At 40.3% G+C, this 12,433-nt stretch carries 11 protein-coding genes and 1 pseudogene; 8 read left to right on the top strand and 4 right to left on the bottom strand.

What is annotated here, in order from left to right:
• Window positions 1-117 precede the first annotated feature (117 nt).
• The 4 genes from FTV27_RS00795 (at window position 118) to FTV27_RS00780 (ending at window position 3,168) form a co-directional block, all read left to right on the top strand.
• Complete coding sequence (locus FTV27_RS00795) at window positions 118-465, top strand: hypothetical protein (protein WP_180076780.1); 348 nt, start codon at window positions 118-120, stop codon at window positions 463-465.
• A 1-nt stretch (window position 466) separates the two neighbouring features.
• Window positions 467-2,209, top strand: coding sequence for a PepSY domain-containing protein (locus FTV27_RS00790; RefSeq protein WP_180076779.1), 1,743 nt, complete (start codon window positions 467-469; stop codon window positions 2,207-2,209).
• Complete coding sequence (locus FTV27_RS00785) at window positions 2,206-2,544, top strand: DUF3325 domain-containing protein (protein WP_180074149.1); 339 nt, start codon at window positions 2,206-2,208, stop codon at window positions 2,542-2,544. The genes FTV27_RS00790 and FTV27_RS00785 overlap by 4 nt, the downstream gene beginning before the upstream one ends.
• 102 nt (window positions 2,545-2,646) lie before the next feature.
• Complete coding sequence (locus tag FTV27_RS00780; protein ID WP_180076778.1) at window positions 2,647-3,168, top strand: tetratricopeptide repeat protein; 522 nt, start codon at window positions 2,647-2,649, stop codon at window positions 3,166-3,168.
• Between the two features lie 55 nt (window positions 3,169-3,223).
• On the opposite strand, the gene FTV27_RS00775 is transcribed toward FTV27_RS00780, so the two are convergent.
• The 4 genes and pseudogenes from FTV27_RS00775 to FTV27_RS00760 form a co-directional block, all read right to left on the bottom strand.
• The gene (locus FTV27_RS00775; protein WP_180076777.1) at window positions 3,224-3,748 is read right to left on the bottom strand and encodes a cysteine peptidase family C39 domain-containing protein; all 525 of its coding nucleotides are present in this window, start codon (window positions 3,746-3,748) and stop codon (window positions 3,224-3,226) included.
• Between the two features lie 160 nt (window positions 3,749-3,908).
• Window positions 3,909-4,538 carry a hypothetical protein gene (locus FTV27_RS00770; protein ID WP_180076776.1) on the bottom strand — a complete coding sequence of 210 codons (630 nt, stop codon included), beginning with the start codon at window positions 4,536-4,538 and terminating at the stop codon, window positions 3,909-3,911.
• A 128-nt stretch (window positions 4,539-4,666) separates the two neighbouring features.
• Window positions 4,667-5,633: pseudogene (locus FTV27_RS00765) on the bottom strand (DUF4424 family protein).
• A 34-nt stretch (window positions 5,634-5,667) separates the two neighbouring features.
• Complete coding sequence (locus tag FTV27_RS00760) at window positions 5,668-5,970, bottom strand: hypothetical protein (RefSeq protein ID WP_111883908.1); 303 nt, start codon at window positions 5,968-5,970, stop codon at window positions 5,668-5,670.
• A gap of 236 nt (window positions 5,971-6,206) precedes the next feature.
• On the opposite strand from FTV27_RS00760, the gene ahcY reads away from it, so the two are divergent.
• From ahcY to FTV27_RS00740, 4 genes are all read left to right on the top strand, one after another.
• Window positions 6,207-7,589 (top strand): adenosylhomocysteinase, encoded by a 1,383-nt coding sequence (gene ahcY / locus FTV27_RS00755; RefSeq protein ID WP_078192086.1) that lies wholly within the window; start codon window positions 6,207-6,209, stop codon window positions 7,587-7,589.
• A 184-nt stretch (window positions 7,590-7,773) separates the two neighbouring features.
• Window positions 7,774-8,610, top strand: a complete 837-nt coding sequence (gene metF, locus FTV27_RS00750) for a methylenetetrahydrofolate reductase [NAD(P)H] (RefSeq protein WP_168378282.1) — start codon at window positions 7,774-7,776, stop codon at window positions 8,608-8,610.
• A 32-nt stretch (window positions 8,611-8,642) separates the two neighbouring features.
• Window positions 8,643-9,356: a 16S rRNA (uracil(1498)-N(3))-methyltransferase gene (locus FTV27_RS00745; protein ID WP_180076775.1), complete on the top strand. Its 714-nt coding sequence runs from the start codon at window positions 8,643-8,645 to the stop codon at window positions 9,354-9,356.
• A 183-nt stretch (window positions 9,357-9,539) separates the two neighbouring features.
• Window positions 9,540-12,416 (top strand): EAL domain-containing protein, encoded by a 2,877-nt coding sequence (locus tag FTV27_RS00740; protein WP_180076774.1) that lies wholly within the window; start codon window positions 9,540-9,542, stop codon window positions 12,414-12,416.
• Window positions 12,417-12,433: the final 17 nt, after the last annotated feature.

Genomic DNA, 12,433 nt, shown 5'->3' with positions numbered 1-12,433 from the left:
TTTCTACTCAGCATGCTGAAATATCAATAATTTTGTGAATACATTATTCTAATTATTAATAATAATTGTTATCATTTAGATTAACTTTAATACAATTTCCAAGCGCTTAAGTATTTTATGAATAGCTCACCACCTGAGGCACTTGTGACACCCCTCACATCTGCGCTGCCTAAAACGCGTAAAGATACTCCTTCTCTATTGACCTATCGCTTGATGATTTTCTATCGCTTTGCCCTCGCTTTAGTGGGCGGATATGTTGTCGCGATGCTATCGGCCATCGTGATCGCAGATGTGTTTAGCGAAGACCGTGGAAGTGCAGCCATGAGTGCAACTTTAATTGCATTTATCCTGTGGAGCTGTGCATTTATTTGGGTCTTTATGGTGAATAAAACCCTCAAAGCAACTTTAGGCATTGTGATCCCTGCGGTGTGTTTGTATGCCATTTACATGATGATAGGAAGCTAAAATGCGTGTTGATGCAAAAGTAGAGGGACCTCGCCAGTCCATGTCTTGGCTGCATACATGGGCTAGCCTTATCTTAGGTTGGTTGCTGTATGCAATTTTCCTGACTGGGACCCTAAGCTTCTTTAAAAATGAAATCAATGTTTGGATGACACCTGAGCTGCATCAATCTGTTCCAGCCAGTTCACAAGTCCAACAAACTCAAGTCGCACTGAATTATTTACAGCAAAATCATACAAATGCAGGTGCTTGGAATATTTTGCTGCCGAATACGCGTCAAAATGCCACTTTAATTACCGTTCGTGAACAAGGTGAAGACCCTCGTGCACGCCGTGGTGGTAAACAAATTTACATTGATAGTGCTACAGGTGAAGTGCTTGAGCCGCGCGATACACGTGGTGGTAATTTTCTTTATCGTTTCCATTTCGAACTATATGGCATGCCACGTATGTGGACGCGATGGTTTATCGGGATAGCGACATTGTTGATGTTAGTCGCCATCATTAGTGGTGTGATTACTCATAAAAAAATCTTTAAAGATTTCTTTACCTTCCGTTCAGGCAAAGGACAACGTTCTTGGCTCGATGCACATAATGCAACCGCAGTATTTGCGCTTCCCTTCCACATCATGATCACCTTTAGTGGCCTGTTGCTACTGTTATTTACGATCATGCCTTGGGGGATTGAACGTATTTATGAAAACCGGGGACAATTTTTACAAGAACAAAATCGTGCCTTGGTTCAAGAAAATAAACCTGAAGGACGTGAATCTGCTCAAGAACGTGGCGAACGCCCACAGCAAGCCCGTGCCAATTCTGCACAAAACCCAGGTGAAAATCGTGCTGAGAGCCGTGGTGAAGGTCGAGGAGATCGTCGCTCTAAACGTGAAGAGCAACCTGTCGTTGCTGCGCCGTTGACCAACTTAGCGCCGATCGTGACTGCGGTTCAGAATGAATGGAAAACTAATCCGATTAGTACCGTTAGCATCATTGCACCGAATACAGACCAAGCTAAAATTGAACTACGCGCCTTACATGGTGAAAGTGTCGCGTATCGAAATGTCTATGCAAGTAAACAATTTGATGGCGTAACTGGCAAAGACTTAACTGACGAAAGTACCAAGTTAAAGCAACCTTCTGTACCGATGGGTATTTACAATGTAGTCACTACGCTGCATGAAGCACGCGGTGTAGATTTAGCACTACGTTGGCTGCTGTTTATTTCAGGGATTGTAGGCACCCTGATGGTCGCTACAGGTCTCATTCTGTGGTGTGTAAAACGTGCGCCGCAACAGCAAAAACAAGGCTTTAAATCATTTGGCCACCGCACGGTTGAAGTGACCAATATTGCAGCGATTATTGGTTTACCCATTGCCTGTGCAGCATTTTTCTATGCCAACCGTTTTATTCCAGCACAGCTTGAAAACCGCTCGGAATTAGAAATTCGTAGTTTCTTTATTGTTTGGCTACTGACGCTCGTTTATGCGATTTTCCGTACGCACCGTCAAGCGTGGCTAGAACTTTTAGCTTTTGCCACAGCAATTTTTGCCTTACTGCCGATTGTAAATTTCATGACTGGAGGTCAACCGCTTTGGAATACCATGGCAAATGGCCAATGGATGATTGCATCCTTTGATCTTGCAATGTGGCTTTTGGCTATCTTGTTTGCCTACTCATTTTACAAAGTGAAAAAACATAAAGGGCTGCCTGTTAAAAAAGCGCGTGGCACAAAGGAGGTTGAAGCATGATGTTCTTTCTCCTGATTTGGGCACTGAGTAGCTTAGGTTTTTTTGCCTTGGCAAGCAGCATGTCTAAACATCAAAAGCAGTTCTACAGCAAAGAACTAAGTGTGGGCCAAACACGGATAGCCACGCTAGTCGGCTGGGCGCTATTGATTATTGCCTTGATAATTTGCCTCTCTCTTGGAACGCCGAGCAATAACATCAGTTATTGGTTTGGCGCTCTGACTATTGCGGCTTTATTTGTCGGGCTATGTATTAGTTATATCGCTGAATACTTTTGGAAAATTATTGGTGCATTGGTTGTCGTATTTGTATTGTCAGCAGTGTTTCTTAAATTTTAATTCATTAGACAACCATCTCTAAACATTGAAAGCCAATCTTCGGATTGGCTTTTTTCATGCCAACCGATTAGGCTATGCCTATTCTGCTCTTTTGGATTACACATGTCTGAACTTTCGATCTCTCCTGCTTTATATAACCGTGCCATGGCAGGCAATAAAGATGCTCAATTTGAACTGGCTGAAATTTATATGCAAAGTGAAAATGATGAGCATGTTGAACTTGCTGAAGAATGGGCACTCAAAGCAGCTCAATTAGGTCATGTAGAAGCCATGTATTGGCTGGGTGAAGGCTATGCAGTCTATGCCAAAGACATGCTCGAAGAAGATCCTGAAGAATCTAAAACCTATTTTGAGCATGCGCACCGCTGGTTAGAACAAGCGTCAAAACATGACCATCCTGCTGCAATTTTAGAATTGGCCAATTTTTACCGTCGCGGCGATGTGGTGGAAAAAGATGTCGCTAAATCCATTGAACTAGTTGAACAATCTGCAAAATTAGGTGAAGTTCAGGCCATGCGTGACTTAGCCTTTATTTATGCCAATGGCTTAGGCATCGACGCTGATGAAGAAAAAGCAGATTTTTGGAATGAAAAAGCCAATGCGGCCGAACAGCCCAAAGCTTAAATCACAAAGAAAAAGGCCCATCTCATGATGGGCTTTTTGCTTTTAACAAAATGGCTCAGCTCGCCACATAATTATTTACGCCTACAGTAATCACTTGTCGGCAAATGCCCTCTGCCCCACGTTGCTGTTCAAATACCTCTGCTGGCATGGCATCAAAACTGTCAAAGAAACTAATTTCAGTTTCGTCAATGTCATACACCAAAGAATGATTCCCCACGCCCTCTAGAGTATCGTAATACACAATCACAAACTGATTTTGTTCAAAAGCCTGCTGAATTTGTGCATAGCCAATTGCAGGCAATATAGGCAGTTCCAATTGGTCTGCTTCTGCATAACTGCGTTTTTCACTGTCCTGCAGCTCAGGATCATGCTCTGTGTAAAACTTGACTTGAAAGCCAAACTTTTTCAGTCCTACAGCTAAACCAATGGTGGTTGTGCCATGGTCAGCTTCATAAGCGCAAACTTCGATGAGTTGCTGAATATCTGCATCTATACCTAAGTGCTGCAACAGCATCCATACTGCAAAAATGCCGCCATTGGCTTCAAGATTGGCTAATTCTTCAGGCATTTCCAAAGACATAATAAGAACTCACAACTTAAATCTGCAGTGATAATAAACAAATCAGCGCGATTTGTACGGCAATTTTTATAAACATAGTTATGCCGCATCAAAAAAAATTTATCCCTAGTGCAGAAGTTTTTTAGGACGAAGATGTTTACTCCATATCAGGTTTAGCTTTTTACACCTTTTCCTTAGGCTTAGTCTTACTTTTTTTAGCGGTCTTAGATTCTTTCGAATCAGAAAAGGCATCCCACAGCAAAATGACAACGATAAGAACTAAAACCAAGGACAGCATTTGAAGGCCGTAAATCAGCCATGCAAACCCTGAATTACGAAGTTCAAAATAGTCTTGGTTAAGAAAAAATCGTGATTGATTCGGATTTTGAGTATTTACATACACTGAATACTGCTGCTGATGTATTGCATGCTCAGTTTTGAGTGCTGCTCTGACTTTTAAATCCTGCGACGTTTCAAGAAACCAAAGCATATATTGCGGGTCAAGTTTATCTGCAACACCTGTACTTATTTGCTCATTCAGCATGTATTGGTATCGCACTCGCGTATACGCATATTGCAGTGAACGCCTTTGCCTATAATCATCAATTTCAACTTGATTAATATGAACCTGATCTGCCAAAATCCAGTTGGGATGAGTCAGTTGAAATTCTTTAATTTGTAAAAAACTTGAACTAAAAAATATGGCTAAAACAGTGCTATACAAAACAATAAAACTGAGGCCATGACACAACCAGCTCCATGATTTTTTGCTGATAAATCTAAATACTGCATACAGCAAGCCGTACAACATTATTGAAAACAGCAACAAATGCCATTTGTCATTTTCATAGAAAAAAGTATAACAACCATATAAACAGGCACACATTCCCAAGAAATATGCAGCATATGATTTAAATTTTTCTAGGCTCATTACTTTGGTTATATCTCTTGCTGGATTGTGTCTAATGACGGACGTTTACTCACAAAAATAATGTCCAAATCTTGTTTCGGTACAAAATTCTTTTCAACCATTTGAAACTGCGTAGCGCTGATTTTCTTCACTTTACCTGCCCAGCAAAATGAAACCAGTTCGTTAGCATCCCGCTCAATAGTCAGTTTAAAATCTTGAATAGGCTTTGCCCAATTGGCGCCAGTTTTTAAGATATAGCCCAGTGCTTGAAATGGTGCATGCTGTGATTTGGCCTTTCTGAGTCCTGCCTTAAACTTTTGATCCATACAATAACTTTGATTATATTCATCAGGATATAAAGCCACAGACCCGCCCACCAGCGGTGCATATTGATGCTGTACACGTGTGAGCGCATTGGCTTTAAAGGTTTGCTTCCAGCTGTAAATCACCTGAGATGACCATGAAATGACTTCACTCGGATCTTTGGGCAATACTTTTTGCAGCGCTGCATTTTTACAGTTTCTGAGCTTTGTCTCGAATGTTTCATATTCATCATCTTGCCTGCTCCACGGATTCAGCATGTCTTTTTCCGTAAACCCGCATTGCTTAAAACTCTCCGTCATATCAATCGGGGGCTGTTTTTTCATCTTTTTGAATAAAAGTGCGCACATGCATTTCAGGCTGAATCGTTTTTCCATTCACCTGAACTTTAAAACTTTTTAGCAATTTTTCAGTATTGGCAAAATCAGATTCAAAGAAGTTTTCAACTTTTGGCAGTGGAAAGAGTATGGTTTCAGTCACGTCTTTATTGCTCAGATTTTTAAACTGATAATCGACCTTGATCATTTTTTTACTAATAAATAGGTCTTCACTGAACATTTGAATGTCTTTATTTTTAAGGTACTGCACCCCTCCCGTTGCCACATAGCCTGTTGAATCGTTGGCATATGTTAGTGCTGAAAAACACAAGCATATGAATGCAGTTAATTTTTTCATTATTAGCTTCCAATTTTTTATATTTAAAATTGCACTAGAATATCATCGACCATTTTTCAGGAATATACTCAGAAATTAGCCCTATCCCGATAATTATAAGGGCAATGATGCCAATCAAAATAATAAAACTCACTGCTTTTATGACTACTCTAAGGGTTAAATTTAAGCCTTTCGTATAATTTTCAATAAAGCCTGAAAATTTAAATAAGGATAAAACCCCAATCAAAATTAAAGGCAGAAAAAAAATATCTTGTGGTGAAAAGTCGCCTCGCCTTGCTGAGACAGCTTGTGAAGATACGAGTAAAACTAGGAAAATATTAAATTTTAATATATTCATGATATGTACGTTATTATCTTTTTATTATCAGATTATTCATCTACATATTAACCAATTTTTGATTGGAACTCACTCTATTTCCAAGTACAATACTGCCCTAGTCGAGGGATGCTGCGACTTTCTTATAGGCACTAAATATAAGATCGCTAGGCTCGACGATTCGGTTGGACACTCACTCCAATCAACAACGGCATCCGCGAACTGAATGATCAATTGTTTTTATTAAGGAGATCGTGATGAACGCGGTTAATGCTTCATTTACAGATTACAAAGTTGCCGACATTTCACTAGCTGACTACGGCCGTAAAGAAATCAAACTCGCAGAAGCAGAAATGCCAGCCCTAATGGGTCTTCGCAAACGCTATGCAGCGGCTAAACCGCTTGCTGGTGCGAAAATCCTTGGCTGTATCCACATGACCATTCAAACTGCAGTTTTAATTGAAACTCTAGTTGAATTGGGCGCAGAAGTACGCTGGACTTCATGCAACATCTTCTCTACTCAAGACCACGCTGCTGCTGCAATCGCTGCTGCAGGTATTCCTGTATTTGCTTGGAAAGGCGAAACTGAAGAAGAATACATGTGGTGTCTTGAACAGCAAATCAATGTGAACGGTACACCTTGGGATGCCAACATGATTCTGGATGATGGCGGTGACTTAACTGCGCTTGTTCACGAAAAATATCCTGAAGTGATTGCTAAAATCCACGGTATTACAGAAGAAACCACTACAGGTGTTCAACGTCTTTACGAAATGCACCGCGACGGTACTTTAAAAGTTCCAGCGATTAACGTAAATGACTCTGTCACTAAGTCTAAAAACGACAACAAATACGGCTGCCGTCACTCACTAAACGATGCCATCAAACGTGGTACAGATATGCTTTTATCTGGCCGCCGTGCACTTGTAATCGGTTATGGTGACGTAGGTAAAGGTTCTGCTCAATCACTTCGTCAAGAAGGTATGATTGTACGTGTCACTGAAGTTGACCCTATCTGTGCAATGCAAGCATGCATGGACGGTTTCGAAGTTGTTGCTCCGTATAAAAATGGCATTCAAACGGGTAAGAAAGAAGACATCAACCTTGATCTTCTTCAAAATACTGACTTGATCGTAACAACAACTGGTAACTACCACGTATGTGACGCTGCAATGCTTGATTCATTAAAAGCTGGCGCTGTAGTTTGTAACATCGGTCATTTCGATACTGAAATCGACACAAATTACTTACGTGGTTATAAGTGGGTTGAAGTTAAGCCACAAGTTCACCAAGTGTATCGTTCAGAAAATGAAAATGATTACCTTATTCTTCTTTCAGAAGGCCGTTTGGTGAACCTTGGTAATGCAACCGGTCACCCTTCACGTATTATGGATGGTTCTTTTGCCAACCAAGTATTGGGTCAAATGCACCTATTCGCTGAAAAATTTGCTGATCTTCCTGAAGATCAAAAACAAGCTGCGATCCGCGTAGAACTTATTCCTAAGAAATTAGACGAAGAAGTTGCTGCTGCAATGGTTGCAGGTTTCGGTGGCGTATTAACGACTTTGACTCAAGAACAAGCGGATTACCTCGGTGTTCAAGTTGAAGGCCCGTTCAAAGCTGAGGCTTATAAATACTAAGTTTTATAAATACCTCTCCCTAACCCTCTCCTAAAAGGAGAGGGAACTCTTCATTGTGAAAGCAAATTTGATGTTAACTCCAAATCACTATTACTTTCATAATGGAAGTCCCTTCTCCCTCTGGGAGAAGGTTAGGATGAGGGGATTTTTTTAAATAAAAGTATTTATAAAAAAGGATTTGAACATGTCAAAACAGATTCCTATTTCCTTTGAGTTCTTCCCAACCAAAACTGATGCGGGCGCGGAAAAACTTAAAGTTGTACACCAAGAACTACAATTATTAAATCCTGAATTTTTCTCTGTGACTTATGGTGCAGGCGGTTCTACCCGTGAACGCACTTTGTCTACATTGAATGATTTCAACGGTAAAGGCACACCGGTTGCCCCTCACCTGTCTTGTATTGGTGACAGCAAAGAACGTATTGCTGAATTGCTGGATTTGTATAAATCGCAAGGCATTGACCGTATTGTTGCGCTGCGCGGCGACTTGCCGTCTGGTCAAGTGGGCTTAGGCGAATTGCCTTATGCAACGGACTTGGTACGTTTCATTCGTGAGCACACTGGTGATCATTTCAAAATTGAAGTTGCAGCATACCCAGAAATGCACCCGCAAGCAGACAGCTTTGATCTCGACATCAAACGTTTCTGCGACAAAGCCAATGCAGGCGCAAACGCAGCACTCACACAGTTCTTCTTCAATCCAGATGCCTATTTCTACTTTGTAGAACGCATTCAAAAAGAAGGCGTGAACATTCCTGTCGCTCCAGGCATCATGCCTATTACCAATGCAAGTAATTTAATTCGCTTTGCTGATGGTACAGGTGCAGAAATTCCACGTTGGATTCGCAAACAGCTTGCGACTTATGGCGACGACACAGCGTCAATCAAAGCCTTTGGTCATGAAGTGATTGTAAAACTTTGCGAACGCCTGATTGCTGGTGGTGCGCCAAGCTTGCACTTCTATACCATGAACACCACGGACCCTACACGCCAACTTGTGAAAGACCTCGGTCTAGCATAAGACATTTCGACCTATTTGAGAGTAAAACTTTAATGCCACGTTTTTATATTGAAGCTGATTTAACTGTTGATACGACTGTTGAATTAACGGAAACAGTGTTTCATCACTGGGTAAAAGTTTTACGTGCTCAAGTGGGAGAAACAGCCACTTTGTTCAATGGACAAGGTGGCGAATACCATGTTGAATTGATTGAAATCGCTAAAAAGTCGGCTGCCGTTCAAGTTTTGCAATTCAATCCAAGCAATCGCACACCACATTTTACGGCACTATTGGGTCAAGTGATGAGTAAAGGCGACCGCATGGATTATGCGATTCAAAAAGCGGTGGAACTCGGTGTTTCTGAAATTCAACTACTCACTTCAGAACGTTGTGAGATGCGTTTGAAGTACGATCGTGATCAAAAGAAACTTGACCATTGGCAAGGCATTGCTATTGCTGCTTGCGAACAGTGTGGACTCAACATTGTTCCTAAAGTACTTCCGCCTCTTCCCCTTGAAAAATGGTTGGAAAGTGACCTACCGACAACAAAATTGGTACTCGCACCCAATAAAGATGAAGTTGATGTATTAGCTGATGCTGACCCGCACGTTGCCTTACTGATTGGCCCTGAAGGTGGCTTGAGCGAAGCAGAGATCAGCGCAGCAAATGAGAAAGGTTTCGTGAACTGGTGTATCGGTGAACGTGTCCTTCGCACAGAAACTGCACCTGTAGTTGCACTTTCAATTTTAAATTATAAATTTATTTAATTTTTACTCGATAGTTCATCTGAAAACATCAATGATGGCATCCTTGATATTGCTTTTTATTTGTAACGCAATTACCCTAGAGTCAATAAAAACAAATGATTTGTTACCAAGAATAAACAAATACTCTCAGGAACAATACAAATACAACGATCTAGATTTAGTTAAGGCAGGGTTTTTATATTCATGACGTATAAACAAGATGAATATATCAAGCAGTACAATCATACTGCTCAAATCGCGAACACGATTCGCCATAGCCGCTATTTTTTAGTCAGTATTCTGATTATTTGCTTATATATTTTTTCGATATATCAAATTTTTTATAAATCGCCATCTTTGTATTTCAATATTTGGTTTATTTTTACCGAAGTTTTTGTCAGTTTATGCTGGCTGATGAGCACCGTTTATTTTAAACCCGAACAATATTCACTGATGATTGCGCATCGTTGGCTACAATTTCAGTGTTTTTCTGTCGGCACACTGATTGCGAGCGGTATTTTTTTAATTTTTTATTATTTGCCTGCGACCAATCAAAGCTTTGAACCAATTCAAGCCCTGACGCTCTCTGCCCTACTCTTGATCGTGACACAAACCTTTGGTTTGACCTATTTAACGCAAAAACTCAATTATTTTTGTTTGGCATTTATTCCATCTATTGTGCCCTATCTGATTGCACAGTTTTTTTTCTTAGATGGTTCAAATCACTTATTTAGCCTGAGTATTAATTTTGGGCTTATTGTGATTCTAATGTGCGCCATGACGTCATATCGCATTCATCGTCGTGTATCGACTTTACATGCTAAAAACAACCTATTGGTCGATAGTGCCAAGCAACAAGTCAAATGGACTGATGAACTGTGTCAGCAGCTCCAAGAAGAAGTCAACAAATCAAGAGACATCGAATTACAACTACAGCTAGGTAACCAAATCCTTGAACAGAAAGTCAAAGAGCGGACCTTCGACATTGAACAAATGAACAAGGATTTAGAAAACCAACAAGCCAATTTAGTCCTTGCGCATGAAATTGCCGGTTTACGTCCTTGGGATTGGAATATCAAAGACCGTAAAATCGTTGTCACCAACTATAAGCAAGAAAAAACCCTTAGACATTCGAAAGAGCATCAGCAACAGTTACAACATGTGATCCATCCTGATGATATCCCACATTTTAAATCAGCGATGATTCAACATCTACGTGGATTTAAAGACCGTTATGAGGCCACCTATCGGATTCAAAACAGTCAAGGAAAATGGAGTTGGGTACATGATATTGGACGGGTCATTCAACGCGATCCAAATAATCGTAAGCCATTGCGCATGGTCGGTATTCGACGTGATATCCATCAAGAACGGACATCTCAAGAACGTTTAAAACTTGCAGCCAGTGTACTCGAACAAGCTGCTGAAGGGATTTTCATTTTAAATGAAGAGCTGTGCTATATCGAAGTCAATCCGTTTTACGAACAATTAACCGGCTTTAACTACGACCAAATTATTGGTAAACATCTTTTTGATATCACTGCAAATTACAAATCAATTCAACGCAGTATGCACTATTCGATCATTAAGCAAGTGCTGAAAATTGGTGAGTATGATGGTGAATTGCACGAAAAATTTCTTTCAGGTAAAGAACTGACGCTGTGGATGCATATTAATGCGATTACTGATGATCAAAACCGCGTCACCCATTACATTGGAATTGTCTCAGATTTAACCGAACGTAAATTGCAAGAACAACGATTATCTTATTTAGAAAACTATGACACCTTAACGGATTTACCGAACCGTTTTTATTACAACTATCAACTGCATCAATATTTAGTTTCACAGCAAGATTCGATTAAACAGTTGGCTGTCATTCGTTTAAACATCGACCGTTTCCGTCCATTAAATGAATATCTCAGCAACAATGGTGGTGACGAGCTGTTACGCCAAGTCGCACAGCGTTTACGTCTAACCAATGCCGAAGCTCTGTTTGTCGCACACTTAAATGGCGATGATTTTGCGATTGTGTATGAAATTTCACACATCCGCCCTTCTGTGCAAGAGCATTGTGAACGCATCAATAAAGCCTTTAGCATTCCATTTAATATTTTTGGCCAAGATCATGTCATCACTTTATCGATGGGCGTCGCGTTCTACCCTGAGCATGGTCGTCAGCTAGATTATCTAAATAACTGTGCAGAACAAGCGCTAAGCGAAGCAAAAAATTTGGGAGGTAATACTACACGTTATTATTCCAATGAAAATACCGCATTATTAGAACAAGGGATCTTCTTGGAACGAGACTTACGTAAAGCCATTCAAAATAATGAGCTGGTTGTGTATTACCAACCGAAGATCAATTTCCGTGATAAAAATATTTACGGTTTTGAAGCCTTGGTGCGCTGGAATCATCCTGAAAAAGGCTTAATACCACCGGGCTTATTTATTCCTTTAGCAGAACAAACCAGTTTAATTTCGGATATCGGGCGTTTTGTCCTGCAAAAAACCGCGCAGCAAATTCGTTTTTGGAACAATTTGGGTTATCAAAATATTTGTGTATCCGTCAATATTGTTGCGCAGCAACTGCGCCGTGGACAATTATTAAATGATCTAGATGAAGCGATAGATGCCAATCAAATTGATGGTGCCAGTCTGGAACTAGAAATTACAGAATCTTCTTTGGTCGAAAATCTAGATTCAGTACGTGAACTGTTAAATGAAATAAAAAAACGTAAGATCAATATTTCACTTGATGACTTTGGTACGGGCTATTCTTCTCTATCCTATCTAGCTGATTTTCCAATTGATATCTTAAAAATAGACCGCAGTTTTATCTCTAAAATTGGTGAAAATAAACAATTGGCCATCGTTAGTGCCATGATTGCCATGGGTAAAGCGATGGGCATGACGGTAGTCGCTGAAGGGATTGAAACTGAACAGCAGTTACAGTATCTACAAGACTTAGAATGTGACATTGCTCAAGGCTATTTTTTCTCTAAGCCACTGCCACAAGAAGAGGCAACCGTGTTCCTTGAAAATAATATCTCTTCGCCTGCTTATACTTACTTAATATAAGTCACTATGCCTGAGCT

The organism is Acinetobacter sp. YH12251, from assembly GCF_013417465.1.
Classification (GTDB): domain Bacteria; phylum Pseudomonadota; class Gammaproteobacteria; order Pseudomonadales; family Moraxellaceae; genus Acinetobacter; species Acinetobacter amyesii.
The sequence above is the reverse complement of the archived record's forward strand: the minus strand, read 5'-3'. Positions and strand labels throughout refer to the sequence as shown.